Consider the following 25,795-nt stretch of genomic DNA (forward strand, 5'->3'; position numbering starts at 1 on the left):
CTGTGCCCGGGGCGACGCGAGATCTCACATCCCGAGGAACAGTCTTGAACCCCACATCCACCTCTGACAGCCACTCCCACCCGCACACCCTGGCGGTGGCGTCGACCGAGTCCGTCCCCCGGCAGCAGCCGCGCAGCCCGGAAGCGGGCAGGCCCCGAGGCACGGACGCCGACCTCCTGGAACATCCGGACCCCGGAACTGCCGCCCAGGCAGCGGCCGTCGAGAACCTGCTGCGCTGCTGGGTGCGCGAAACGAACCTCCCCGCCCCATGCGACGGCACCCTCCGCATCCCCCTCCCCGCCAGCGGCACGGCCCTCCACGCCCAGGTCCACTACTGGTCCCCGACGGGCTGGCACCGCTTCGGCCCTCCGTACCTGTCCAATGCTCCCCACAGCGCGCCACCGGCCGACGCGCTGACGATCGCGGCGCTGCTCGCCAGGGAGACGGCCGCGCGCGACGGCGACGCCGCACGGGAATCGGCGGTGGCAGTTGCGACGACACCCGACACCGGCACCGATCTGGTGGCCCGGGTCGCCGACTCCCTCCGACGTACCGTCACTTTCATCACCGACCGCCGCGCACACCCGTCCGACGGCCCAGACCTCTTCCTCTCCGCCGAACAGGCACTGCTCCTCGGGCACCCGCTCCACCCGACCCCGAAGAGTCGAGAGGGTCTCTCCGAGGCCGAAGTCCGGCTGTACTCACCGGAGTTGCGCGGCTCCTTCGCACTGCACTGGCTGGCCGTCGCCCCCTCCGTACTCGCCACCGACTCGGCCTGGACGGAACGCGGCCGACCTGTCTCCGCCGCCCGGCTCACGGCCCGACTCGCCGGAACCGGACTGCCGTTGCCGGACGGACACGCGGCACTGCCCCTGCACCCCTGGCAGTGGCGCGAGATCCGACACCGCGCCGACATCGCGGCCCTGCTCGACGCCGGTTCCATCCAGGACCTCGGTCCCTACGGCACCCCGTGGCACCCCACGTCCTCCGTGCGAACCGTCCATCAATCCGGCGCCCCCGCCATGCTCAAGCTGTCCTTGGGCCTCCGCATCACCAACTCCCGTCGTGAGAACCTCCGCAAAGAACTCCATCGCGGCGTAGAAGTGCACCGCCTGCTGCGCAGCGGACTGTCCCAGCAGTGGCAGGCCGTCCACCCGGGCTTCGACATCGTCCGTGACCCGGCCTGGCTGGCCGTCGACGCGCCGGCGGACGGGTGCGGTGCCGACCGGGGCCAAGGGAGCGCGGGCGGTACCCGTGTGCCCCTGCCCGGAATCGACGTGGTGATCCGGCACAACCCGTTCGGCCCGTCCGACGACGTCTCCTGTGTCGCCGGGCTTGTGTCGCCCCGGCCGTACACCGCGCGGAGGGGCAACGTCGGCGGACCGCAGGCGACTTCGCGGACCGGCAACTCCGGCCACGCCGCGTCCGGTGCGCCTCCGCTGCGGTCCCGGCTGGCCGAAGTCGTCACCGGCCTCGCCGAGCGGACCGGCCGGCCCCGTGAAGCAGTCGCCGCCGAGTGGTTCCTGCGCTACCTGGAGCAGGTCGTCCGTCCCGTGCTGTGGCTGGACGGCGAGGCGGGCATCGCCCTGGAGGCACACCAGCAGAACACGCTGCTCCTGCTGGACGGTGCGGGCTGGCCCGCAGGGGGCCGCTACCGCGACAACCAGGGCTACTACTTCCGGGCGTCCCGGCGCGCGGAACTCGACGCCCGCCTGCCCGGCATCGGCGAACGCAGCGACACCTTCGTCTCCGACGAGGTCACCGACGAACGCTTCGCGTACTACCTCGCGATCAACAACGTTCTCGGTCTCATCGGAGCGTTCGGTTCCCAAGGTCTCGCCGACGAAGGGCTGTTGCTCTCCGCCTTCCGCCGCTTCCTCCGTGACGTGGCCTCCGGTCCCACCCCGCTGCGCACCTCCCTGCCGGCCCGCCTGCTCGACTCACCCGTCCTGCGCTGCAAGGCCAACCTCCTGACCCGACTGCACGGCCTCGACGAACTCGTCGGCCCGGTCGACACCCAGTCCGTCTACGTCACCATCGCCAACCCCCTTCATTCCTGACCACCCTCAACTCCCTTTGCCGCTGAGGAACATGACCCACCCCGTCTCCTGAGAGGAGCGCGACCGTGCCTCCCACCGACGCGAGCGCTGACACCGCGACCGCCCCCGGCTCCGACGCGAGTGCCGGTCGGAGCCCGGCCACGGACGGCGAGGACACCCTCCACCTCCGCCTGCCCGAGGAGTTCCTCGCGCTCTGCGCCAAGGCGGACGCGGACGCCACCCGCGACGAACTCCTCGACCGTGTCGGAGACTGGGGGAGGACCCGTACATCCGTGGGAGCCTTCGAGCTCGTCCCCGTAGGGATCGAACGCGACCTGCAGCTGATCACCCGCTGGATGAACGACCCCGCAGTCGCGGCGTTCTGGGAACTGGCCGGCCCTCAGACGCTCACCGAGGCCCATCTGCGTACCCAAATCGCCGGCGACGGACGCAGCGTTCCCTGCCTCGGCGTGCTGGACGGCAGCCCGATGAGTTACTGGGAGATCTATCGGGCGGACCTCGACCCCCTGGCCCGCCACTACCCCGCCCGACCGCACGACACCGGCATCCACCTGCTCGTCGCTGACGCCGTCGACAGGGGACGAGGGGTGGGCAGCGCCCTCCTCCGGGCCGTAGCCGACCTCGTACTCGACAAGCGCCCCGCCTGCGCCCGAGTCGTCGCCGAACCGGACCTTCGCAACACCCCCTCCGTAGCCGCGTTCCTGAGCGCCGGTTTCCGGTTCTCCGCCGAGGTGGACCTGCCGGCCAAGCGGGCCGCCCTCATGATCCGGGACCGTTCCGTGCGCGATCTGCTGTAGCGCCATGCGGCGCCGCCATCACTTTTGGTACACCGCCCGGCCCGATCCGGTTCCACCTCGCCCAAACCAATCCCCGTTCGATCCCACCCAATCCCCGTTCGATCCGACCCGATCTCCATCCGATCCCCACCCGAACGAAAACCGCCCCCTCCGAAAGCCCACCGGTCTTGATCCACCCCCTCTCTCAGCCTTGATCGGACTGTTGTCAGTCCCGCCCCGTAGGGTTGGTCGCGCTATGACGAAGCCCTCACTCCCCGAACTCCTGCATGCTGCCGTCACTGCCGTCGGCGGTTCGGAGCGCCCCGGCCAGGTGACCATGGCCGAAGCCGTCGCGGAGGCGATCGACGACGGCTCCCATCTGCTGATCCAGGCCGGCACCGGTACCGGAAAGTCGCTCGGCTACCTGGTGCCCGCGCTCGCGCACGGGGAGCGTGTGGTCGTGGCGACCGCCACCCTCGCGCTCCAGCGCCAGCTGGTGGAGCGCGACCTGCCGCGCACGGTCGACGCACTGCATCCCCTGCTGCGCCGCCGCCCCCAGTTCGCGATGCTCAAGGGCAGGTCGAACTACCTGTGCCTGCACCGCCTCCACGAGGGCGTGCCGCAGGACGAGGAGGAGGGCCTCTTCGACCAGTTCGAGGCTGCGGGCCCCACCAGCAAGCTGGGCCAGGACCTGCTGCGGCTGCGCGACTGGACGGACGGGACCGAGACCGGCGACCGCGACGACCTCACGCCCGGCGTCTCCGACCGCGCCTGGGCGCAGGTGTCGGTGTCCTCGCGCGAGTGCCTGGGCGCCCAGAAATGCGCCTACGGAGCGGAGTGTTTCGCCGAGGCGGCCCGCGAGCGCGCCAAGCTCGCCGACGTCGTCGTCACGAACCACGCGCTGCTCGCGATCGACGCGATCGAAGGCGCCCCCGTCCTCCCGCAGCACGAGGTGCTGATCGTCGACGAGGCCCATGAACTGGTCTCAAGAGTCACCGGAGTTGCCACCGGCGAGCTCACCCCGGGCCAGGTCAACCGCGCGGTGCGCCGCGCCGCGAAGCTGGTCAACGAAAAGGCGGCCGACCAGCTCCAGACCGCCGCCGAGGGCTTCGAGCGGCTCATGGAGCTCGCCCTGCCGGGCCGCCTTGAGGAGATCCCGGAGGACCTCGGTTACGCGCTCATGGCACTGCGGGACGCCTGCCGTACGGTGATCTCCGGGATCGGCGCCACCCGCGACAAGTCCGTGCAGGACGAGGACGCGGTCCGCAAGCAGGCGCTGGCCTCCGTGGAGGCCGTGCACGACGTGGCGGAGCGCGTCACCAACGGCTCCGAGTGGGACGTCGTCTGGTACGAACGCCACGACCGCTTCGGTGCCTCCCTGCGCGTCGCCCCCATGTCCGTGTCGGGCCTGCTGCGGGAGAAGCTCTTCGCGGATCGCTCGGTCACCCTGACCTCCGCGACGCTGAAGCTCGGCGGCGACTTCAACGGCGTAGGAGCGTCCCTGGGCCTCGCCCCCGAGGGCACAGCGGGCGACGAGCTCCCGCAGTGGAAGGGCGTCGACGTGGGCTCGCCCTTCGACTACCCGAAGCAGGGCATCCTGTACGTCGCCAAGCACCTGTCGCGTCCCGCGCGGGACGGCGATCGCGCCGACATGCTGGACGAGTTGACCGAGTTGATCCAGGCGGCGGGCGGTCGCACCCTGGGCCTCTTCTCCTCGATGCGGGGTGCCCAACTCGCCGCCGAGGAGCTGCGCTCCCGAATCCCCGAGTACCCGATCCTGCTCCAGGGCGAGGAGACGCTCGGCGAGCTGATCAAGAACTTCGCGGCCGACCCGAAGACCTGTCTCTTCGGCACGCTGTCCCTCTGGCAGGGCGTCGATGTCCCCGGCCCCAGCTGCCAGTTGGTCGTCATGGACAAGATCCCGTTCCCGCGTCCCGACGACCCGCTGATGAGCGCCCGCCAGAAGGCCGTCGAGGACGCCGGGGGCAACGGCTTCATGGCGGTGGCCGCGACGCACGCCGCGCTGCTCATGGCCCAAGGCGCCGGCCGTCTCGTCCGGGCATCGGGCGACCGGGGTGTGGTCGCCGTACTGGATCAGCGGCTGGCGACCGCCCGCTACGGCAGCTATCTCAAGGCGTCACTGCCCGACTTCTGGTACACCACGGACCGTAACCAGGCCCGGAGGTCGCTGGCCGCGATCGACGCTAAGGCGAAGCAGGCGGAGGCGGAGGCGGAAGCGGAGACGGAGTGAACGACGGTTGCCCTGGTGTCTCAGGGCAACCGCCGATCCACAGCGGCTCCCGCCGGACCCGGGACAGCACAGGACCCCGGAACCGGCGCAGGGGTCCCGGGGTCCGGTCAGGGGGCCGGGCCGATACGGCCCCGCCCGCCGCGGCCGTCACACGCGCCGCAGCACCGCCACCACCTTGCCGAGGATCGTCGCGTCGTCACCGGGGATCGGCTCGTACGCGGAGTTGTGCGGGAGGAGCCAGACATGGCCGTCCTCGCGCTTGAAGCGCTTGACGGTGGCCTCGCCCTCGAGCATGGCGGCCACGATGTCGCCGTTCTCCGCGACCGGCTGGCGGCGTACGGTGACCCAGTCACCGTCGCAGATCGCCGCCTCGATCATCGAGTCACCGACGACCTTGAGGACGAACAGCTCACCGTCACCGACCAGTTGGCGGGGGAGGGGGAAGACGTCCTCGACCGACTCCTCCGCGAGGATCGGGCCACCGGCGGCGATCCGGCCCACCAGCGGGACGTACGACGCGGCCGGCTTGCCCGCGGTGTCCGTGGGCTGCACCGACGAGGACTGGTCGGAGCCGCGGACCTCGTACGCGCGCGGGCGGTGCGGGTCGCGGCGCAGGAAGCCCTTGCGCTCCAGTGCCATCAGCTGGTGTGCGACCGAGGACGTGCTGGACAGGCCGACCGCCTGTCCGATCTCGCGCATCGACGGCGGGTAGCCCCGTCGCTGCACCGAGTCCCTGATGACCTCGATCACCCGGCGCTGCCGGTCCGTGAGCCCCGAGCTGTCCGCCCGGATGCCGGGAGGTCGGCCCGGCAGCGAGCGCTTGTGTCCCTCGGGATTCGCGGCTTCGTTCATTGCATGCACCGGCTCGAGTCGGCCCTGGGAGCGATCCTGGGCAGTGATGGTGGCACTGTCTGCGGTGGTGGTCACGTCGGCCCCTCTCGATGTTCTCCCTGCTGGACAACGGTAGTTGCTTTCGAAAGGTTGCGCCAAACACACGTTCGAGTGAAAAAACGCGGATAGCCTGCCGCGATCATGTGTCTGGGTGTATGGCCAGCGCGTCACCTGACGGACAAAGGGGCCCATTGCCGGGCCCTTCGCCGCGCGGGTGGTGACCTTGCGGGTTGTCGCCCCAGTCTGCCACCCGGTGTTCCGGCGGCCGGGGGCCGGTCCGGGTCTGTGCGGGAGCCCCACGTCTTCTCCGTGCCGCGCTCACGGTATCTCCGTAAGTGCCCTGGCGGTACGGGTGTGCGCCCGCGTGTTCGGGGCGACGGTATGGCCGTATGGCACATGCCAATACGGGTGCGACACGCGCGTACGGCGTGTTTGTGTAAGCCAATCACCACATCTAGTGGTTGGATTGCGGCAGCAGCCCAGAAGTTGTGGTCCCCCGGGTCTCCATCGTCTCGGCCATCGCCTATGCTTGGGGCTGCTTCGAGAGGCCCAAGGGGTCTTACGAGGCTATTGAGTCTGCTGTGAGGGAGGGTTGGAGACCATGCACTGCCCCTTCTGCAGGCACCCCGACAGCCGTGTCGTCGACAGCCGTACGACGGACGACGGCACGTCGATCCGCCGGCGCCGCCAGTGCCCTGACTGCTCCCGTCGTTTCACGACCGTGGAGACGTGCTCGCTCATGGTGGTCAAGCGGTCCGGAGTCACCGAGCCTTTCAGCCGTACCAAGGTCATCAACGGTGTGCGCAAGGCATGCCAGGGACGGCCTGTCACCGAGGACGCACTCGCCCAGCTCGGCCAGCGGGTCGAAGAAGCGGTGCGGGCCACCGGAAGTGCCGAACTGACCACCCATGACGTCGGGCTGGCCATACTCGGCCCGTTGCAGGAACTCGACCTCGTCGCCTATCTGCGATTCGCCTCCGTCTACCGGGCGTTCGACTCGTTGGACGATTTCGAGGCCGCGATCGTGGAACTGAGGGAAGCGACGCCAGGCCCCGCCGCGGACGACGAAGACGCGGGATCGGGGAGCCAGGAAGACGACGGCGGGCCCGGAGGGACTGTTCAGGTCCCGGTGCCCGCCCACTCCGCCGACTGACCGGCGGGCCGGAACCGGGCGGAGACCCCGGATCCGGCCGGACGGCGGCGGACCAGGACTTGTCGCGGAGCCATGAGCGTGTGGGCTGCCGTGACACCAGACAAACACTCTGCCACGGGAACATCGTGGCATTTCAGGGCGTTTTTGCCTGTACAGGGAGGCGGCATGACAGAGACGGCGAGCGGTCCGGCACGAGGTTCCCGCACGAAGGGCACCAAGACCACCAAGGGACTGCGCATCGAGCGTATTCACACCACCCCCGGCGTGCATCCGTACGACGAGGTGGAGTGGGAGCGTCGTGACGTCGTCATGACCAACTGGCGCGACGGCTCGGTCAATTTCGAGCAGCGTGGCGTCGAGTTCCCCGCCGAATGGGCGGTGAACGCGGTCAACATCGTCACCAGCAAGTACTTCCGCGGTGCCGTGGGCACCCCGCAGCGCGAGGTGAGCCTCAAGCAGCTCATCGACCGCATCGTGAAGACGTATCGGAAGGCCGGCGAGGACCACAAGTACTTCGCCTCGCCCGCCGACGCCGAGATCTTCGAGCACGAGCTGGCGTACGCCCTCCTGCACCAGGTCTTCAGCTTCAACAGCCCCGTGTGGTTCAACGTGGGCACCCCCCAGCCCCAGCAGGTCTCGGCCTGCTTCATCCTGGCCGTCGACGACTCCATGGAGTCGATCCTCGACTGGTACAAGGAAGAGGGCATGATCTTCAAGGGCGGTTCCGGCGCGGGCCTGAACCTGTCCCGCATCCGCTCCTCCAAGGAACTGCTCTCCTCCGGTGGCAACGCCTCGGGACCGGTCTCCTTCATGCGCGGTGCCGACGCCTCCGCGGGCACCATCAAGTCCGGTGGCGCCACCCGCCGCGCGGCCAAGATGGTCATCCTGGACGTCGACCACCCCGACATCGAGGACTTCATCCAGACCAAGGTCAAGGAAGAAGAGAAGATCCGCGCCCTGCGCGACGCGGGCTTCGACATGGACCTGGGCGGCGACGACATCACGTCGGTGCAGTACCAGAACGCCAACAACTCGGTCCGCGTGAACGACACGTTCATGAAGGCCGTCGAGAACGGCGACAAGTTCGGGCTGACGTCCCGTATGACCGGCGAGGTCATCGAGGAGGTCGACGCCAAGGAGCTGTTCCGCAAGATGGCCGAGGCCGCCTGGGCCTGCGCCGACCCGGGCATCCAGTACGACGACACCATCAACCAGTGGCACACGTGCCCGGAGTCCGGCCGTATCAACGGCTCGAACCCGTGCAGCGAGTACATGCACCTGGACAACACGTCCTGCAACCTCGCCTCGCTGAACCTGATGAAGTTCCTCAAGGACGACGGCAAGGGCCACCAGTCCTTCGAGGTCGAGCGCTTCGCCAAGGTCGTCGAGCTCGTCATCACCGCGATGGACATCTCCATCTGCTTCGCGGACTTCCCGACGCAGAAGATCGGCGAGAACACGCGCGCGTTCCGCCAGCTCGGCATCGGCTACGCCAACCTCGGCGCCCTGCTGATGGCGACCGGCCACGCGTACGACTCCGACGGCGGCCGTGCCCTCGCGGGTGCCATCACCTCCCTGATGACCGGCACGTCGTACAAGCGCTCCGCCGAACTCGCCGCGGTCGTCGGCCCGTACGACGGCTACGCCCGCAACGAGCAGCCGCACCTGCGCGTCATGAAGCAGCACGCCGACGCCAACACCACGGCCCCGCGCGTGGACGACCTGGACACGCCGATCTGGGCTGCCGCCACGGAGGCCTGGCAGGACACGCTGCGCCTCGGCGAGAAGAACGGTTTCCGTAACTCGCAGGCGTCCGTCATCGCCCCGACCGGCACCATCGGTCTCGCGATGTCCTGCGACACCACGGGACTTGAGCCCGACCTCGCCCTGGTCAAGTTCAAGAAGCTCGTCGGCGGCGGCTCGATGCAGATCGTCAACGGCACCGTCCCGCAGGCCCTGCGCCGCCTGGGCTACCAGGAGGAGCAGATCGAGGCGATCGTCGCCCACATCGCCGACAACGGCAATGTGATCGACGCCCCGGGCCTCAAGACCGAGCACTACGAGGTGTTCGACTGCGCCATGGGCGAGCGCTCCATCTCCGCGATGGGCCACGTCCGCATGATGGCCGCCATCCAGCCCTGGATCTCCGGCGCGCTCTCCAAGACGGTCAACCTGCCGGAGACGGCGACCGTCGAGGACGTCGAAGAGGTCTACTTCGAGGCCTGGAAGATGGGCGTCAAGGCGCTCGCGATCTACCGCGACAACTGCAAGGTCGGCCAGCCCCTCTCCGCCAAGACCAAGGACAAGGAGAAGGCCGAGGTCACGGCGAAGGCCGAGGAGACCATCCGGACCGCGGTCGAGAAGGTCGTCGAGTACCGCCCCGTCCGCAAGCGCCTCCCCAAGGGCCGCCCGGGCATCACGACCTCCTTCACGGTCGGCGGCGCCGAGGGCTACATGACCGCCAACTCCTACCCGGACGACGGTCTCGGCGAGGTCTTCCTGAAGATGTCCAAGCAGGGCTCCACCCTCGCGGGCATGATGGACGCCTTCTCGATCGCCGTCTCCGTGGGCCTGCAGTACGGCGTCCCCCTGGAGACGTACGTCTCGAAGTTCACCAACATGCGCTTCGAGCCGGCCGGCATGACGGACGATCCGGACGTGCGGATGGCGCAGTCGATCGTCGACTACATCTTCCGCCGCCTGGCGCTCGACTTCCTCCCCTTCGAGACGCGCTCCGCGCTCGGCATCCACTCCGCCGAGGAGCGCCAGCGTCACCTGGAGACCGGTTCGTACGAGCCGACCGAGGACGAGGTCGACGTCGAGGGCCTGGCCCAGTCGGCGCCGCGTGCCCAGGAGTTGAAGGCGGTGGCCACGCCGAAGGCCGTCGTCGAGGCGGCCAAGCCCGCCCCGCAGCAGGCGCACACCAGCGCCGAACTGGTGGAGATGCAGCTGGGCATCCAGGCGGACGCCCCGCTCTGCTTCTCCTGCGGTACGAAGATGCAGCGGGCCGGTTCCTGCTACATCTGCGAGGGATGCGGCTCCACCAGCGGATGCAGCTGAGCCAGGGCATCTGCTTGAAGTGAACTAGCTGGTCAGGGCGGTGGAGTCGGTGTTCCGGCTTCGCCGCCCTCGGCTTTTCCCGCCCCGGGGAGAATCCGGTTTCCCAGCAGAACGATCAGCGGTTAATCTCCCTCAGCGCGCATAGCGTGCGCACAGGGGAGGGTGGGGGACATGGCCGACGATTTCGTCGAGCCCGAAAAGGGTATGCGGGCGGGGGCCCAGGCAGTCGCGGCGATCGTGGTGGTCGGCGGTGTCGTGGGTGGTCTGTGGGGACTCGGGGGAGTCCTGCCGAAGACGACGCAGGACACCAAGCCGGCGATCTGCTCGGCGAGTACGGACAAAACCCTGCCGGCGAAGTATGTCTCGCCGACAGCGCTCTGCACCGCGCTGAACCGCGCGGACCTACCGGTGCTCCTGGGGACTCCGGACGAACACGCGGAGACCGCCTCGGGCAGCGCGGGCTGGATGACGCTGGCCGGCGGCACGAAGATCGCCAGCCCTGAGGCCGACGTGGACCTGAGGACGTACTCCGTGCGGCTGTCGGCGTCCTACGACGACATCCCCGTCGCCCAGGCGGCCCGCTACGTGGACTCGACCTCGCAGGTGAAGAAGGTCCTGGGGCACCCGGCCGTCCTCTACTCGGACCGGACCGTCGCCATCAGCTTCAACCTCGGCGGCGGCAAGGCCAGTACGGGCCCCGGAGGCATCGCCCGCAGCCTGCTGGTCTCCACGAGCGCCAAGGACGGCGGCGACTCCTTCGAGATATCCATCTGGCGCCAGGACGACGTGCCGCCGGACGACGAGGCGCTGTTCCGTATCGCCGAGGCGGTGCTGCCGACGGTCCCGGGCTGGACCGCCGGCTGACACGTTGCCCGGGGCGGGGCTCAGGACTGCCGAGCCCTGCCCATCGTCCTGGTGAAGGTCGCCGGGTCGTCGTCGAAGCCCTGGATGCCGGGATGGAAGTCCCAGCTTCCGGACTCGTCCCGGGTGAACTCCCCGACCGTCGCCGCCGTCGCACCGAGGACGTCACCGAAGTCCTCCTCGGTGAGGACGCTGTACCCCTCGCGGATGCGCAGCTTCGGGTTGAGGACGTTCACGAATGTGCGGTGGGCCACCCGCTGCTGGATGACGACACCGACCACCACGCGCGCGTACCGGTCGGCGAGCCGGTCGAGTTCCAGCGTCATGACCTCGTCCCAGCCGAAGCCCTTGCCGTCCTTGCTGTCGCGGTTGAGATAGATGGTGCCGTCGGGGGACCGGCTGTCGAAGTACACCGCGTATGCGGGAGTGCCGTAGAGATCGTTCGCCACATACGTGGTGGCAACGATGTCCAGATCGACAGGCGGTTGCCCGGTGGGACTCGGATCCCACTGGAGCCCGACTTCCGCCTTGCGGATCCCCTTGTTGAGGCCGTTCACCACAGTTCCCCTTCCCCGTGCGCCTCGATCGCGCGCCCCAACTGCCGGGCGATCAGCGTTCGTTGTCCATCGTGCCACGCGCGCGGGGGCGTATGCGCGGACGATCTCCGCCGGAGCGTGACCGGCGCCACGCTCCGTGGCCTTACGATGGCGCGGTGCTGGTCAAGTGGATTCGCTGCACCGTGATGGACCGCCGCGGCTTCGAGCGCGGGCAGCGAAAGTGGGCGGGGCTTCTGGGGGAGCCGGGATTTCGGGGACAGGGGGGCGGCTGGAGCAGAGCGCGGCCAGGAGTGGCACACATTTTCGCGTTCTGGGAAAGCCGTGCCTTCTACGACTCCTTCATGGCCCGATCCCACGACCGGCTGGCGTCGGCCCAGGCGGGCACCTTCAAGGACGCGCAGGTCAAGCTGTTCGACCACCGCTTCGACGTGAAGACCGGCTTCGAGCCGCGCTTCACCGACGCCGACCTGGTGCGAGTGGCCCTGTGCCGTGTCCACGAGGAGCGCGCCGAGCACTTCACGCTGATGCAGGAGAAGGTGTGGAACCCCGCGATGGCCGGCTCCCCGGGCATGCTCCGCGGGCTGTTCGGCGAGGCGCCGGGGCACGAGTTCATGGTGCTCTCGATGTGGCACTCGGCCGCCGAACACGGCAAATACCGCACCGAGCGAGTGGAACGGCTCGCACTGAGGGCCCAGATCGAGGCGGACGTGGCGTCCCTCACGGGGGACATCGTGGAGCTGGAACCGAGCTGGACGGTTTGAAATCCGGACTGACGGGAGCACCGTCACCGACGTCCCGGTGTGTGAATCGTGCGCCCCTATGTGGCCCATCGGGCAGAATTCGTGTGACCTACGCCGTATGGAGCCCGTACGAGTGCTCGATATGCCACCACTGGATCTAGGGTTTTGGCATGGCACGACCACGGCGCATCGTCCTTGTCCGGCACGGCGAGTCAACGGGCAATGTTGATGACACCGTGTACGAGCGTGAACCCGACCATGCCCTGGCGCTGACCGACCAGGGATGGCGTCAGGCCGAGGAGACCGGCAAGCGGCTGCGGGAGGTGTTCGGCCGCGAGCGCATCAGCGTGTACGTCTCCCCGTACCGCCGCACCCACGAGACCTTCCGGGCCTTCCACCTCGACCCCGACCTCGTACGCGTACGCGAGGAACCCAGGCTCCGCGAACAGGACTGGGGGAACTGGCAGGACCGGGACGACGTACGCCTCCAGAAGGCGTACCGGGACGCCTACGGGCACTTCTTCTACCGCTTCGCCCAGGGCGAGTCCGGCGCCGACGTCTACGACCGGGTCGGCGGCTTCCTGGAGAGCCTGTACCGCAGCTTCGAGGCCCCGGACCACCCGCCCAACGTGCTGCTGGTGACACACGGCCTGGCGATGCGACTCTTCTGCATGCGCTGGTTCCACTGGACGGTCGCGGAGTTCGAGTCGCTGTCCAATCCGGGGAACGCCGAGATGCGGATGCTCGTTCTCGGAGACGACGGCCGGTACGCGCTGGACCGGCCGTTCGACAGCTGGCGGGATCCGGAGCCGTACGGGATCAGTGGGTAGGCTGGCGGACCGATGACAACCGACTCCTATTCGAATTCTTCCGACTCCTCCAATCCTTCCGATTCTCCTGACTCTCCCGGCGGGCGCCTGGGCCGCGCCCTGGCCAGCCTGCGCGGACTCGCCGTGGGGGACGCGCTGGGCTCCCAGTTCTTCGTCCCCGTGAACTACCCGCTCCTCAAGCGCCGTGAGCTGCCCCCGGACCCCTGGCAGTGGACGGACGACACGGAGATGGCCTGCTCCGTGGTCGCGGTCCTCGCCGCCCACCACCGTGTCGACCAGGACGCCCTGGCCCACTCCTTCGCGCAGCACCACGACTTCGACCGCGGCTACGGCCCCGCCGTCAACCGATTGCTGCGCCTCGTCCGCGAGGGCGGCGACTGGCGCGAGCTGTCCGCCGCGCTCTTCAACGGACAGGGCTCATGGGGCAACGGCGCGGCGATGCGCATCGCACCCCTGGGCGCCTGGTACGCGGACGACCCCGAGCAGGCGACCCACCAGGCCGAGATCTCGGCCTACCCCACGCACCAGCACCGTGAGGGCGTCGTCGGCGCCATGGCCGTCGCCGCGGCAGCCGCACTGACCGCAGCCCCTGGCGGCCCGCCGAGCGCCGAGGCACTCCTCGACGGCGTCATCGCCCTCGTCCCGAAGAGCGCCGTCGGCACGGGACTGCGGCGCGCCCGCGACATGCTCGACTACGCCGATGCCGACACCGTCGCGGCGGTGCTGGGCTGCGGACGTCGTACGACAGCGCACGACACGGTCCCCTTCGCGCTCTGGTCGGCCGCTCGCGGTCTCGGCGACTACGCACAGGCGTTCTGGACCACCGCGCAGGTCGGCGGGGACGTGGACACCACCTGCGCCATCGTGGGCGGCGTGATCGCCGGCGGGAAGGCCGGGACGCCGCCCGCCGAGTGGGTGGAGCGGACGGAGGCCCTGCCGGGCTGGGCGCCGACAGCCGCCTGACGGCTCCGACGTCCCTGTCGGCAGCGCCACCCGCACGCGACGGAAACTCTCTGTGCCCGATGGGAACTCTGCGTGACCGCCCGGCCGTTGTCCTGGCAGTCGCTGTGTGACACATGAGTCCACACAGGACAGACAGGACGCGAGAGTTGCGGGGGTGGTCATGGGGTTTTCGCCGATGCCGAGGCAGGTGCTGTTGCCGGTCGGTCGGGCCCGCGTCGGGCCCGACCGGTCAGCCGATCCCCGGACCCGCCGTGCCCGCGAGGGCGTCGAGGTCGCTCTTGCGGACCCGGATCACCAACCAGGCCGTGACCAGGGCGAGTACGGCCATCGCGGCGGCCGGGATGAAGGCCGTCGAGATGCCGTGCGCGAGCACCTCGTGCCCCCAAGGCGCGGGCAGCTGGTGCGACTTGGCGAACTCCTGCTTCTGCTCCGCCGAACCGTCGGCCAGGAACTTCGGCAGCTGCTTCTTCGCCTCGTCCCTGCTGGCCGAGCCGAACACCGTGGTCAGGATGGACAGACCGAGCGAACCGCCCACCTGCTGCATGGCGTTGAGGAGCGCGGACGCGGCGCCCGCCTCGTGCGGGGCGACACCGGACACCGCGGTGATCGTCAGCGTCACGAAGTTCAGGCCCATGCCGAAGCCGAACACGAGCATGGGGCCGAGCACTCCGCCGACGTACGAGCTGTCCGAGCTGATGAGGGTCTGCCAGGCCAGCCCGATCACCGCGAGGGTCGACCCGACGAGCATGAACGGCCGTGGTCCGAACCGCGGCAGGAACTGCTGGGACAGCCCCGCGCCGGCCGCGATCACGACCGTCACCGGCAGGAAGGCGAGACCTGCCTGGATCGGGCTGTACCCCAGCACGTTCTGCACGAAGAGCACGATGTAGAAGAACATGCCGAACATCGCGGCGGCCAGGCTCAGCATGATCACGTAGGTGCCCGAGCGGTTGCGGTCGGCGAACATCCTGAGCGGGGTGATCGGTTCCTTGGCCCGCGTTTCGATGATCACGAAGGCCACCAGCAGGACGGCCGCCGCGCCGAAGGATCCGATGGTCAGGCTGTCGCGCCAGCCCTTGTCCGCCGCGCGGATGAAGCCGTAGACGAGGGATGCCATGCCCGCCGTCGAGGTCAGCGCGCCCGCGATGTCGAACCGGCCGGTGTGCCGTTCGGACTCGCTGATGTACAGCGGTGTGAGGACGGCGATCAGCAGACCGATCGGCACGTTGACGAAGAGCACCCAGCGCCAGTCGAGCCACTCGGTGAGCATGCCGCCCGCGAGCAGGCCGATCGCGCCGCCGCCCGCCGAGACCGCGGCGAAGACGCCGAACGCCCTGTTGCGTTCCGGCCCTTCGGGGAACGTGGTGGTGATGAGCGCCAGCGAGGTGGGCGACGCGATCGCGCCACCCACGCCCTGCAGGACGCGTGCGGCCAGCAACTGCCAGGGTTCCTGGGCCAGTCCGCCGAGCAGCGAGGCGAAGGTGAAGAGCAGGATGCCGGTGATGAACACCCGGCGCCGGCCGAGGATGTCGCCGGCCCGGCCACCGAGAAGCAGCAGGCCGCCGAAGGTGAGCGTGTAGGCGCTGACGACCCAAGTGAGGTCGGTGGTGCTGAAACTGAGTGCGGCTTGAATGTGCGGGAGAGCGATGTTCACAATCGTCGCGTCGAGTACCACCATGAGTTGGCAGGCCGCGATGACCGCGAGCGCGATGCCGGGATGTCCCTCCCGGCGGGCCGCTCCTGGTTTTGGCTTCTGGGTCAACTGAGAGGTTGTCACTATGGGTCCCCCACAAGTGTGTTAGTGAACGCCCGCGTTCACTGCCGCGTCAACGGTAGTGAGTCCCCGACAGTGAACGCAAGCGTTCACTTAACTCGCCCGCGTATGACGCGTCCCCCGTCGCTGCCGCGCGACGTGTCCCCCATCCCCGGAATTCCCCATTCCACTGCTCGCTGGAGAGACTCAGATGGTTACTTCGGGCTGGACGGCCGCCCCCGCTCGGGCGACCTCCCTCCGCCGTCGCGGCGCCGTGCTCGAACGCGCGATCCTGGACGCCGCACTGGAGCAACTCAGTACGGTCGGCTGGAACGCCCTCACGATGGAAGGCGTCGCCGCCGGCGCCCAGACGGGCAAGGCCGCGGTCTACCGCCGCTGGTCCTCGAAGGAGGACCTCGTCGCGGACGCGTTGCAGGCCGGACTGCCGAGTCTGGAAGAGATGCCCGACCTCGGCGATGTGCGTGCGGATCTGCTGGCGCTGTGCACGCGGGCGCGCGACGCGATGTTCTCGCGCCCCGGATCCGCCCTGCGCTCAGTGATTCACGAATGCGACATGGCGCAGGCGGAGCGCTTCCACGGCGTGATCATCGAAGGGGTCGTGGAACCGACGCTCCGGCTGATCCGCGACGCCGTCGACCGGGGAATCGAGCGGGGTCAGGCTCGTCCCGACGCTTCCAACAGCTATGTCTTCGACGCCATCCCGGCGATGATGATGTACAGATCGAAGGTGTGCGGCAGTGAATGGAGCGACCAGGAGATCGAGGAAATGCTCGACCAGTTGATGCTTCCGCTGCTCCGGCCGAGCGGTGCCTGAAGCCGGGCCGGGACGCTCTTGAGGGGACCCTGGGAAACCGGGGTGTCGCAGGGGGTCCCGGGCGGCGTACCCTGAGGTCGCCATGCCGTACGAACCACCTACTCACACCGTCGAGCGCTCACTCCGCGCCACGACCGGAGCCAAGGTCATTGCCGGCGTCGACGAGGTGGGGCGCGGCGCGTGGGCCGGCCCCGTCACCGTCTGCGCGGCGGTCACCGGACTGCGCCGACCCCCCGAAGGACTCACCGACTCCAAGCTCATCGCGGTCAAGCGCCGTGCCCAACTCGCCGAGGAACTCCGCAAGTGGGTCACGGCGTACGCCCTGGGACACGCCTCCCCGGAGGAGATCGACGACCTGGGGATGACGGCCGCGCTGCGGCTCGCCGCGGTGCGTGCCCTTGAGGCCTTGCCGGTTCGCCCGGACGCGGTCATTCTCGACGGGAAGCATGATTACCTCGGGGCCCCTTGGCGGGTCCGTACGGTGATCAAGGGCGACCAGTCGTGCGTGGCGGTGGCCGCGGCTTCGGTGATCGCCAAGGTTCAGCGCGACAAAATGATGGCCGAACTGGGCATCGACCATGCAGACTTCGCTTTTGCGGCCAACGCCGGGTATCCGTCACCCGTGCACAAGGCCGCGCTGGAGGAGCGGGGCCCCACCCCGTACCACCGGTTGTCGTGGGCTTATCTTGATGCGCTGCCCCAGTGGCGGCACCTCAAGAAGGCCCGCAGTTGGGCGGAGGGAAACGTTCCGGAGATCGAGGGGCAGCTCGGCTTCGACTTCTGACCGTTCCGCTCGCACTCATGTGCCACCCGCCGACGCGAGCGGCGCCAACGTTTGATAAAAATCAGCTCATGCCTCTCATTCCCGAGGAGCCTCAGATTCACGAGAGTGCCCAGGGTCCCCGCGCCACTCCGGCCAGCGGCCGCGTCGCGCCGACCCCCCGTCCCGTACCAGGCCCCCGCCCCGCGGCGCCCTTGCGTCCCGGTCGCCCCGGCCCCCTGCGGCCCACGGCGCCGGTGCAACGCACGCCGCGTGACGTGGCCGCCGTCAAGCCCGGACCGTCCGGTCCGGCTGCCCCCGCCGCTTCCGGCACCGCTGCGGCGACCCCGCAGATCCAGCTCGTCCCGGCCTCGGCCGAGGGTGCGCTGGACGCCGCCGAGGAAGCCGTCGACCTGCTTCTGGAGTCGGGCCGTACCCCCGGTGACGTGCTGGTGATCACCACCGGCGAACCGCACCCGTGGGCCGCCCACGAACTGTCCTTCGGTGAAGCGTCCTACTGGGCGCAGCACGACGCGCGCGACGACGTCTTCTACGCGGACGCCGCCGTCGCGGGCCGGGCCGCGTCCCGACCCGTCGTCGTGGTCGCCGTCAACGGAGGCCTCGACACCGTTGCCGCCACCGCACTGCCGCTGGCCCTCGGCCGGGCCGGCGCCCTGCTGATCGTCTGCGGCGACCCGCAGCAGATCAACTCGGTGCTGGGCGCGGGCGTCTGAGAGCCCTCTCCGGAACGTCCGGAAGGCTCTCTGAGACCGACGGTGGCCACCTCGGGCGCCGTTGCGTCCGGCTGCGCAGGGTGAGCGATTCGCCGTGCCCGTAAGACCGGGCGCGGTTGACGAAGGGTGCCTTCCACAGGCGTTCCGTCCCGTCCCGTGCGTGGTGAATCGGCCGGGCGGGAGTCTTCACCCGGCGCGGCCCGGCGTCGTACGGACTTCTCCTGTAGGGGTCTCGTATCGCCGCCGTACGGTCCGGGCGCGGAGCCCGGACCGGGTTTCAGCGGGCAGCGGCGCGGCGCAGAACCTCCGAGGCGGCGCCGCCGGTGCGGGGCAGCAGGGGCGGTACCTCGGACATGGCGAAAGGTTCCGGCGTCGAGTCCGCGCTCGGGCGTCGGCCGCCACGCCCCTCACCAAGCACCTGCCAGCCGTCACGGGTCAGTGTGATGTACGCCCCGCAGCGCAGCCCGTGCAGTGTGCAGGCGTCGCGCAGCCCCCACATCCACGCCCCGTCCTCCTCCGTCCAACGCGCGTCGCCCTCACGGCAGTAGAGCAGCACGGCGGTGCGCACCGGGGTGCGGCGACGCAGGTCGTGCGGGATGACCCGGCGCAGTTGCGCGAGCAGCGCGTTGCGGAACATCCAGCCGTCGGCCGGGGCGGACCGGCGGACGAACGAGGCGCTCGCGAGCAGCCGCTCGTCCGGGTCGAGGACGGCCACGATCGCGGTCGCCGGTCTCGGGCGGTGCCGGGAGTGCAGCCCGCTGACGACCTCGCGGGGATTGCGCAGCAAGGGGATTCCGGCGGCGGCCCACTCGGAGGGTTCGAGCATACGGGCCAGAGGGTTGGCGGAAGCGGCGGACAGGTCGGCTGACGTCGACGTGGATGCCGCGGAGGACGGAGCGAATCCGAAGGTCACGGTCCTCCCTTCGGCTACGCGCCCACACTGCGGGCGAGGTCGGATTCGGGGGAGCGCACACCGCAGCAGAGCCCTACCGGATCACGGACGAACCGTGCGGGGAGCGGACTCCAATTCTTGCTGTCGAACTGGGATGCGGCAACGAGCAAATGGGGCCACAGCCCCTTATCTGATGGTCTGTGGCTTATATCCCTACCCAATGCGTCGTCCGGCGACGCCTGGGACGTTCGAGCACGACACTTTCGTACGCCATTGAGGTGCGGAAGGTCCAGAGGGTGCAGGTGGGCCAGGGGGCGTGGGGCGCCCGGGACAGGCGGTCGGGACGGCCGGAAGCGCCTCTTTACCGCGGCGGGGGATTGGGCCGTTGTCAGTGGCGTGAGGTTGCATGGGGACATGAGCAACCAGGAGCTGCGTGCCGAAGCCGACGCCATCCTCGCCGAGCTGGTCGGTGATCCGAGTGGTACGGCGCGGCTGCGCGAGGACCAGTGGCAGGCGGTGGCCGCCCTCGTGGAGGAGCGCCGGCGCGCGCTGGTGGTGCAGCGCACCGGCTGGGGCAAGTCGGCGGTGTACTTCGTCGCCACGGCCCTGCTGCGCCGGCGCGGCTCCGGGCCCACGGTGATCATCTCGCCGCTGCTGGCCCTGATGCGCAACCAGGTCGAGTCGGCGGCACGGGCGGGCATCCGGGCGCACACCATCAACTCGGCCAACCCGGAGGAGTGGGAGAGCATCTACGGAGAGGTCGAAAAGGGCGAGACCGACGTCCTCCTCGTCAGCCCGGAGCGGCTCAACTCCGTGGACTTCCGCGACCAGGTGCTGCCCAAGTTGGCCGCCACGACCGGCCTGTTGGTGGTCGACGAGGCCCACTGCATCTCCGACTGGGGACACGACTTCCGCCCGGACTACCGCCGCTTGCGGGCGATGCTGGCCGAACTGCCCACAGGCGTACCGGTGCTGGCCACCACGGCGACCGCCAACGCGCGCGTGACCGCCGATGTGGCCGAGCAGTTGGGCACCGGCGCCGGTGAGGCCCTGGTGCTGCGCGGCCCGCTGGAGCGGGAGAGCCTGCGGCTCGGGGTGGTCCAACTCCCTGACGCCGCTCACCGCCTGGCCTGGCTCGCCGAGCACCTGGACGAGCTGCCGGGCTCGGGGATCATCTACACGCTCACCGTGGCCGCCGCCGAGGAGGCCACCGCCTTCCTGCGGCAGCGCGGCTTCAAGGTGGCCTCGTACACCGGGAAGACGGAGAACGCCGACCGGCTGCAGGCCGAGATCGACCTCCAGGAGAACCGGGTCAAGGCACTGGTCGCCACGTCGGCCCTGGGCATGGGCTACGACAAGCCGGACCTGGGCTTCGTGGTCCACCTCGGCTCGCCCTCCTCGCCGATCGCCTACTACCAGCAGGTGGGCCGTGCCGGGCGCGGAGTGGCCCACGCCGACGTACTGCTCCTGCCGGGCAGGGAGGACGAGGCCATCTGGCGCTACTTCGCCGATACGGCCTTCCCGCCCGAGACACAGGTCCGCCAGACCCTCTCGGCCCTCGCCGATGCGGGACGGCCGCTGTCCGTACCCGCCCTGGAGACGGCGGTGGACCTCCGGCGCAGCCGCCTGGAGACCATGCTGAAGGTCCTGGACGTCGACGGAGCGGTCAAGCGCGTCAAGGGCGGCTGGGCGGCCACGGGAGCCGACTGGGTGTACGACGCCGAGCGGTACGCCTGGGTGGCCAAACAGCGAGCGGCCGAGCAGCAGGCCATGCGCGACTACGTGAGTACGTCCCAGTGCCGGATGGAGTTCCTGCGCCAGCAGCTGGACGACGAAGGGGCGGTGCCCTGCGGCCGTTGCGACAACTGCGCGGGCGCCTGGATCGACGCGTCGGTCTCGGCGGAGACGCTGACCGGGGCGACGAAGGAACTGGACCGCCCGGGCACGGAGATCGAGCCGCGCCGGATGTGGCCGACCGGAATGGCCGCACTGGGCGTCGACCTCAAGGGACGCATCCCGGCGAAGGACCAGTGCTCCACGGGACGTGCCCTGGGGCGGCTCTCGGACATCGGCTGGGGCAACAGGCTGCGCCCACTGCTGGCCGAGAACGCACCCGACGGCCCGGTCCCCGACGACGTCCTGAAGGCCGCGGTGGCGGTCCTCGCCGACTGGGCGCGTTCTCCGGGTGGTTGGGCACCGAACGTCACCGACGCCTCCGCCCGTCCCGTGGGCGTCGTGGCCGTACCGTCCCTGGCCCGCCCGCAACTGGTCGGCTCCCTCGCCCAGGGCATCGCGACCATCGGTCGCCTCCCCCTCCTGGGCACCCTGACGCACACGGGCCCGGACGGCACCCACGGGGCCCGCCGCAGCAACTCCGCCCAACGCCTCAGGGCACTGTCCGACGCCTTCGCCGTCTCCGAGGAACTGACCGCGGCCTTGACTGCCAATCCAGGCCCCGTCCTGCTCGTGGACGACTACACCGACTCCGGCTGGACCCTGGCGGTCGCCGCCCGCCTGCTCCGCCGTGCAGGCAGCGAACAGGTGCTTCCGCTGGTCCTTGCTGCGGCGGGCTGAGATTCCGTAGCGGGATCTGTGCCGGCAGGCGGCCGAGCGGGCGATTCCGGATCGCATGTCCCGGTCGCCCGGGCCGACTTGGCCGCACCGAACTCCATATGACGTGCCCCTGACCGGACTTATCCACAGGCTCAAGCGGAATGGGGCGATTCGCGAGATCGTCAACGCATGACGAATCACAGCGAAACGACCGGATCCTCCGAAAACGGCGACATCGAGCCCACCGCGTACGACCGGCACGGCGCCGACCACCAGGTCACCCTGCGCACCCCGGCCGAACTCGCCGACGCCCTGCCCTACCTCCTCGGATACCGCCCCGAGGACAGCATCGTCCTCGTCGCCCTGCACGATCGCGGCGGCCGGGGCCGGTTCGGCGGCCGAGCCCGGCTGGGCATTCCCGCCGGCGCGGACGACTGGGCCTCCGTGGCACGACAGTTGGCCCACGGCCTGGTCACCGGCAGCGAGCGCAGGGGCACCCGGCCCGAGCAGATGATCGCCTACGTCTGCCAGGAACCGGCGCCCGGCGAGACGGGGCGCCAGGTCATGGAGCGGCTACGTCCGCTGGTGCAGAGTCTGCGCACCGAGTGCGGCCGGCTCGATGTGACGGTCATCGAGGCGCTCTGCATCTCGGACGGCCGTTTCTGGTCCTACTGCTGCCCGATCGAGGGATGTTGCCCCGTCGACGGATCCCCGATGGGCCTGCCCGGCACCTCCGTGCTGGCCGCCGCGGCGACCTACGCGGGACTCCAAGTACGCGGCACACTGCGCGAGTTGCGCAGCAGGCTGCAACCGTGGGAGACCGTCGCCGCGCTGGAGCAGGAAGCCGCCCTCGACGCCGCCGGTTCGGCCCTGGTACCTCGCATCCTCGACGACGCCTACCGCGCGGACGTGGCGCACGAGACGCTGGACCTCGCCCAGCTGATCATCGGCCGGTTCGCCGCGGCACCGCCCGTGTCCGGCCCGCTCCAGTCGGACCTGCGCGACGACGCACTGCTCGCCCACGACGAAGCGGCCACACTGATCCTCGGTCTTCAGGACCGTTCGACCCGCGACCGCGCGGCCGAATGGATGGAGGGCGACGAGGCGGCTGCGGCTCTGCGCCTCTGGCGCGCGCTGGCCCGCCGCTGCGTCGGGCCCTACGGCGAACACGCCGCGGCTCCGCTCACACTCGCGGGCTGGGTCGCCTGGTCGACCGGCGACGACCTGGAGGCCCGGGAGGCCCTGGCCATGGCCCTGGGCGCCGACTCCGACTACCTGTTCGCCCGCCTCCTGCACCAGGCCTGCAACGAGGGCCTGGACCCGGAGTCGATCCGCCGCTGCCTGCGCGCGGAACGGAAGGACCGTGCTGGGGTGGGTGAATCGGCGGTTGCCGATGGTTCCGTACCGCAGGGGGCGAGCGGTTCCAGCGACGTCCCAGCACCGGTGGCAACGCCCACGGCTTCGCGCCGTCGGCGCCGCGCGCGAACTGCCGACGGAGTCGAGGACCGTCCGCGTTCTGCGGAACCGGACGGTTCCCGCCCTCGCACATCGGCTCAGGGCACCGCACGTCCCGGCGGCACGCGTACACGCACCTCCGGGAAGAGCGGTTCGCGGCGCCGTGACACCTGCTCGGAGCGGCCTCTGCCGGGGAGCAACGGCATTGAGGGGGACGGGTGATCAAGAGGTGGAGGACCGATGTCGAGAGGCTGTCTCCTCCGGCCCGCCGCCATTCGGTCGGCTTCCCGGGTCGCGGGCGTGACCAGGAGGAGCCCGGCTCCGTTCACCTGAGTGGCGGAACGCCTGATCGGGTCGTGTCGCCGTACAGCCCTTGTCCTCTCGGGACTCTCCATCCGGCGCCGAACACGTCCGAGGCGCACAGAGCGCAGAAGAAGCCGCCCATGCATCAGCCGACTCCGCCCTCCGATGCCGGTGGCCGCCCTGGCGGAAGCTTGTCGCAGCCGTCGCAGCCGTCGCAGCCGTCGCAGCCGTCGCAACGGCCGGCGGGAGGCTTGGCGCCCGGCCAGATCCGTCGTCCGCCGCCACCCCCATCACGGTCCCCATCCCCGTCCCCACTCCGGTCCTCTTCGCTCTCCCCGCCGCAGAGCCCCGTGCCGCACACGCCTCGTCCGACGCCCCGCCGTTCCCTCGAACTGCCGCCCACTCACAACACGCTGATCTGCGTCGCTCTCCCGGGACTCGCGGTCTCCACCGAGCAGGGCCAGCTGAACGGCCGGGGGTTGGAGGGGTTCTACCGTGCGGGCAGGCGGGTGCTCGCCCGCTGTCAGGTGCGGGTGGCCGGACGTGAACCGCTGCCGGTGCAGGCCAGGATGACGGCAGCGGACCGTGCGCGGTTCGTGGGAACCGTGCGGGTGTCCCCGGACTGCGGCCCGGACCCCGACCTCGTGGTCGAGCGGACCCGGCACGCCGACGGTACGGAGCGCATCACCCTGCGCAGCGTGTCCTGGCGCCCGCTGCGGCTGCCGGTCGAGGTGGCGCTCGGCACCGACCTTGCGGACCTCGGCGCGATCGCCGCGGGCGGCACGGGACCCGAACTCCCCGCCACCGTGCACGACTCCGGGCTGCGCTGGTCCGGCGCCACCGGGAACTCGACGGTCACCGCCGACCCGCCGCCCGCCGACGCGCTGGCCTCCGCAGGGCTGCTGCGCTGGGAGTTCGAACTGCCGCCGGGCGGTACGGCGAGCGTGGAGTTGCGGGTACGGCCGGACGGCGCGGGACCGGTCCGGGCCGTGGGCCACGGGGCGACCAGCCCCCTGGCCTCCGCGCGGGCGGCCGGTGACGACCCCCGAGTCCAGGCGCTGCTGCGAACCAGCGTCGAGGATCTCCAGGCACTGCTGCTGCGCGACCCCGCGCACCCCTCCGACACGCACCTCGCGGCGGGCGCGCCCTGGCGGTGCGGTCTGGCCCCGGCGGAGTCGCTCACGGCGGCCCGTATGACGCTGCCCCTCGGTACCCGGCTCGCCGCGGGCACACTGCGGACCTTGGCCCGGACCCAACTCCCGCGCCCCGGAGCACAGTTCGGAATGATCCCGGGACCGCGCCGCGACGCCGGCGCCCATCTGCCGCCGGGCTGCACGGGGACGGAGGCGACCCTGCTCTTCCCGGTGCTGCTCGCGGAGGCCCGCCGCTGGGGGCTCCCAGAGCAGGAGACACGGGAGCTGCTGCCGGCCGCCGAGCGCTGTCTGACCTGGTTGCGGACCACCGTGGGCGACGGCACCTATCTGCGCGACCCGCACCCCGGCGGACCCGTCCGCTGCGAGACACAGGCCCATGCCCACCGGGCGGCGCTGCTCGGAGCCGACCTGCTGGACGCGTTCGGCAGACCCGGCGCTGCCGAACTCCGAGAATGGGCCCAGGAGTTGCGCAGCGTCTTCCGCGCGGACTTCTGGATCGGGGACCTGGGCGGCGGTCGCCCGGCGGCGGCCCGGCTTCCGGACGGACGCCTTGTACCGCACCTCGGCGCGACCGCGGCCCACCTCCTCGACACCGGACTGCTGGGCGGCGGCGAGTACGCACCCGGCCTGCTCGACAAGGCGCGGGCCGAACAACTCGCCCGGCTGCTCGGAGGCCCGGCCATGGACTCGGGCTGGGGACTGCGCGGCCTGGGCGCGAAGGAACCGGGATTCAGCCCGTTCGGCCACCGGAGCGGCGCCGTGCGGGTGCAGGAGACGGCCATCGCCGTCGCGGGCCTGGCCGCCGGCGGCTACGAGAAGGAGGCCACCTCGCTGTTGCGGGGAGTCCTGGCGGCGGCCGAGGCGTTCGGACACCGGCTCCCCGAGATGTACGCGGGAGAGCAGCGGACGGAGGGGAGCGCTCCCGTTCCCCACCCGGCCGCCTGCCGCCCGGCGGCCACGGCAGCCGCCGCCGGAGTCCTGCTGCTGGCCACCCTGGCGGGCATCCGCCCGGACGCCCCCGCCGGGACGGTCACCCTCCGTCCGGTCCGCAGCGCGCCCCTGGGCGAGATCGGCCTGACCGGACTGCGGATCGCGGGCGCCCCCTTCTCCGTACGGGTCGGCCGACTCGGTGTCGCCATGGTCGAGGAGGCGGCTGCCGGACTGCAATTGGGGGCGTGACCTCGCACGAGTCCGTTTCGGTCGACGGCCGTAAG

19 protein-coding genes are annotated in these 25,795 nt (G+C 70.3%); 15 read left to right on the plus strand and 4 right to left on the minus strand.

Annotation, left to right across the window (positions count from 1 at the left end; genetic code table 11):
* Positions 1-44 precede the first annotated feature (44 nt).
* The 3 genes from SSP08S_RS38055 to SSP08S_RS38065 all read left to right on the plus strand — a co-directional run bounded on the left by SSP08S_RS38055 (position 45) and on the right by SSP08S_RS38065 (position 5,087).
* On the plus strand, positions 45-2,060 hold the full coding sequence (locus SSP08S_RS38055; protein WP_019072896.1) for an IucA/IucC family protein: 2,016 nt from the start codon (positions 45-47) through the stop codon (positions 2,058-2,060).
* A gap of 65 nt (positions 2,061-2,125) precedes the next feature.
* The gene (locus tag SSP08S_RS38060; protein ID WP_019072897.1) at positions 2,126-2,857 is read left to right on the plus strand and encodes a GNAT family N-acetyltransferase; all 732 of its coding nucleotides are present in this window, start codon (positions 2,126-2,128) and stop codon (positions 2,855-2,857) included.
* Between the two features lie 235 nt (positions 2,858-3,092).
* Positions 3,093-5,087, plus strand: a complete 1,995-nt coding sequence (locus SSP08S_RS38065) for an ATP-dependent DNA helicase (RefSeq protein ID WP_019072898.1) — start codon at positions 3,093-3,095, stop codon at positions 5,085-5,087.
* 147 nt (positions 5,088-5,234) lie between these two features.
* Here the strand turns inward: SSP08S_RS38065 and lexA are convergent, their stop codons facing one another.
* Complete coding sequence (lexA, locus tag SSP08S_RS38070; RefSeq protein ID WP_026151025.1) at positions 5,235-6,014, minus strand: transcriptional repressor LexA; 780 nt, start codon at positions 6,012-6,014, stop codon at positions 5,235-5,237.
* A 565-nt stretch (positions 6,015-6,579) separates the two neighbouring features.
* On the opposite strand from lexA, the gene nrdR reads away from it, so the two are divergent.
* The 3 genes from nrdR to SSP08S_RS38085 all read left to right on the plus strand — a co-directional run bounded on the left by nrdR (position 6,580) and on the right by SSP08S_RS38085 (position 11,055).
* Positions 6,580-7,131 carry a transcriptional regulator NrdR gene (gene nrdR, locus SSP08S_RS38075; protein ID WP_019072899.1) on the plus strand — a complete coding sequence of 184 codons (552 nt, stop codon included), beginning with the start codon at positions 6,580-6,582 and terminating at the stop codon, positions 7,129-7,131.
* A 165-nt stretch (positions 7,132-7,296) separates the two neighbouring features.
* The gene (locus SSP08S_RS38080; RefSeq protein ID WP_019072900.1) at positions 7,297-10,191 is read left to right on the plus strand and encodes a vitamin B12-dependent ribonucleotide reductase; all 2,895 of its coding nucleotides are present in this window, start codon (positions 7,297-7,299) and stop codon (positions 10,189-10,191) included.
* A 171-nt stretch (positions 10,192-10,362) separates the two neighbouring features.
* On the plus strand, positions 10,363-11,055 hold the full coding sequence (locus SSP08S_RS38085) for a DUF6215 domain-containing protein (protein ID WP_019072901.1): 693 nt from the start codon (positions 10,363-10,365) through the stop codon (positions 11,053-11,055).
* 20 nt (positions 11,056-11,075) lie between these two features.
* Here the strand turns inward: SSP08S_RS38085 and SSP08S_RS38090 are convergent, their stop codons facing one another.
* A complete protein-coding gene (locus SSP08S_RS38090) occupies positions 11,076-11,609 on the minus strand; it encodes a TerD family protein (RefSeq protein WP_026179189.1) in 534 nt (177 codons plus the stop codon).
* Positions 11,610-11,764: 155 nt separating this feature from the next.
* On the opposite strand from SSP08S_RS38090, the gene SSP08S_RS56695 reads away from it, so the two are divergent.
* The 3 genes from SSP08S_RS56695 to SSP08S_RS38105 all read left to right on the plus strand — a co-directional run bounded on the left by SSP08S_RS56695 (position 11,765) and on the right by SSP08S_RS38105 (position 14,142).
* Positions 11,765-12,370 (plus strand): YdbC family protein, encoded by a 606-nt coding sequence (locus SSP08S_RS56695; protein ID WP_043260002.1) that lies wholly within the window; start codon positions 11,765-11,767, stop codon positions 12,368-12,370.
* Positions 12,371-12,519: 149 nt separating this feature from the next.
* Positions 12,520-13,179, plus strand: a complete 660-nt coding sequence (locus tag SSP08S_RS38100; RefSeq protein ID WP_026179190.1) for a histidine phosphatase family protein — start codon at positions 12,520-12,522, stop codon at positions 13,177-13,179.
* 12 nt (positions 13,180-13,191) lie between these two features.
* Complete coding sequence (locus SSP08S_RS38105; RefSeq protein WP_169400769.1) at positions 13,192-14,142, plus strand: ADP-ribosylglycohydrolase family protein; 951 nt, start codon at positions 13,192-13,194, stop codon at positions 14,140-14,142.
* Between the two features lie 229 nt (positions 14,143-14,371).
* On the opposite strand, the gene SSP08S_RS38110 is transcribed toward SSP08S_RS38105, so the two are convergent.
* Positions 14,372-15,919 carry an MFS transporter gene (locus SSP08S_RS38110; RefSeq protein WP_043260004.1) on the minus strand — a complete coding sequence of 516 codons (1,548 nt, stop codon included), beginning with the start codon at positions 15,917-15,919 and terminating at the stop codon, positions 14,372-14,374.
* A 187-nt stretch (positions 15,920-16,106) separates the two neighbouring features.
* Between SSP08S_RS38110 and SSP08S_RS38115 the strand changes: the two genes are divergently transcribed.
* The 3 genes from SSP08S_RS38115 to SSP08S_RS38125 all read left to right on the plus strand — a co-directional run bounded on the left by SSP08S_RS38115 (position 16,107) and on the right by SSP08S_RS38125 (position 18,224).
* On the plus strand, positions 16,107-16,730 hold the full coding sequence (locus tag SSP08S_RS38115; RefSeq protein ID WP_019072907.1) for a TetR/AcrR family transcriptional regulator: 624 nt from the start codon (positions 16,107-16,109) through the stop codon (positions 16,728-16,730).
* A gap of 82 nt (positions 16,731-16,812) precedes the next feature.
* Positions 16,813-17,514, plus strand: a complete 702-nt coding sequence (gene rnhB / locus SSP08S_RS38120; protein ID WP_019072908.1) for a ribonuclease HII — start codon at positions 16,813-16,815, stop codon at positions 17,512-17,514.
* A gap of 68 nt (positions 17,515-17,582) precedes the next feature.
* Positions 17,583-18,224: a hypothetical protein gene (locus SSP08S_RS38125; RefSeq protein ID WP_078532647.1), complete on the plus strand. Its 642-nt coding sequence runs from the start codon at positions 17,583-17,585 to the stop codon at positions 18,222-18,224.
* Between the two features lie 277 nt (positions 18,225-18,501).
* Here SSP08S_RS38125 and SSP08S_RS38130 read toward each other — a convergent pair whose 3' ends face one another.
* The gene (locus SSP08S_RS38130) at positions 18,502-19,137 is read right to left on the minus strand and encodes a hypothetical protein (protein WP_019072910.1); all 636 of its coding nucleotides are present in this window, start codon (positions 19,135-19,137) and stop codon (positions 18,502-18,504) included.
* A gap of 393 nt (positions 19,138-19,530) precedes the next feature.
* Between SSP08S_RS38130 and SSP08S_RS38135 the strand changes: the two genes are divergently transcribed.
* From SSP08S_RS38135 to SSP08S_RS38145, 3 genes are all read left to right on the plus strand, one after another.
* Positions 19,531-21,690: a RecQ family ATP-dependent DNA helicase gene (locus SSP08S_RS38135; protein ID WP_019072911.1), complete on the plus strand. Its 2,160-nt coding sequence runs from the start codon at positions 19,531-19,533 to the stop codon at positions 21,688-21,690.
* A 168-nt stretch (positions 21,691-21,858) separates the two neighbouring features.
* Positions 21,859-23,346, plus strand: coding sequence for a DUF4192 domain-containing protein (locus SSP08S_RS38140; RefSeq protein ID WP_019072912.1), 1,488 nt, complete (start codon positions 21,859-21,861; stop codon positions 23,344-23,346).
* A gap of 431 nt (positions 23,347-23,777) precedes the next feature.
* Positions 23,778-25,760: a glycogen debranching N-terminal domain-containing protein gene (locus tag SSP08S_RS38145; RefSeq protein ID WP_019072913.1), complete on the plus strand. Its 1,983-nt coding sequence runs from the start codon at positions 23,778-23,780 to the stop codon at positions 25,758-25,760.
* The last annotated feature ends 35 nt before the right edge of the window (positions 25,761-25,795 follow it).

This window comes from Streptomyces hokutonensis, assembly GCF_000376565.1.
Classification (GTDB): Bacteria; Actinomycetota; Actinomycetes; order Streptomycetales; family Streptomycetaceae; genus Streptomyces; species Streptomyces hokutonensis.

Coding starts and splice junctions, on each gene's coding strand:
- SSP08S_RS38105 (WP_169400769.1), top strand. CDS start 13,192: ATGACAACCGACTCCTATTCGAATTCTTCCGACTCCTCCAATCCTTCC.
- SSP08S_RS38135 (WP_019072911.1), top strand. CDS start 19,531: ATGAGCAACCAGGAGCTGCGTGCCGAAGCCGACGCCATCCTCGCCGAG.
- rnhB (WP_019072908.1), top strand. CDS start 16,813: ATGCCGTACGAACCACCTACTCACACCGTCGAGCGCTCACTCCGCGCC.
- SSP08S_RS38125 (WP_078532647.1), top strand. CDS start 17,583: ATGCCTCTCATTCCCGAGGAGCCTCAGATTCACGAGAGTGCCCAGGGT.
- SSP08S_RS38080 (WP_019072900.1), top strand. CDS start 7,297: ATGACAGAGACGGCGAGCGGTCCGGCACGAGGTTCCCGCACGAAGGGC.
- SSP08S_RS38100 (WP_026179190.1), top strand. CDS start 12,520: ATGGCACGACCACGGCGCATCGTCCTTGTCCGGCACGGCGAGTCAACG.
- nrdR (WP_019072899.1), top strand. CDS start 6,580: ATGCACTGCCCCTTCTGCAGGCACCCCGACAGCCGTGTCGTCGACAGC.
- SSP08S_RS38085 (WP_019072901.1), top strand. CDS start 10,363: ATGGCCGACGATTTCGTCGAGCCCGAAAAGGGTATGCGGGCGGGGGCC.
- SSP08S_RS38140 (WP_019072912.1), top strand. CDS start 21,859: ATGACGAATCACAGCGAAACGACCGGATCCTCCGAAAACGGCGACATC.
- SSP08S_RS38115 (WP_019072907.1), top strand. CDS start 16,107: ATGGTTACTTCGGGCTGGACGGCCGCCCCCGCTCGGGCGACCTCCCTC.
- SSP08S_RS38065 (WP_019072898.1), top strand. CDS start 3,093: ATGACGAAGCCCTCACTCCCCGAACTCCTGCATGCTGCCGTCACTGCC.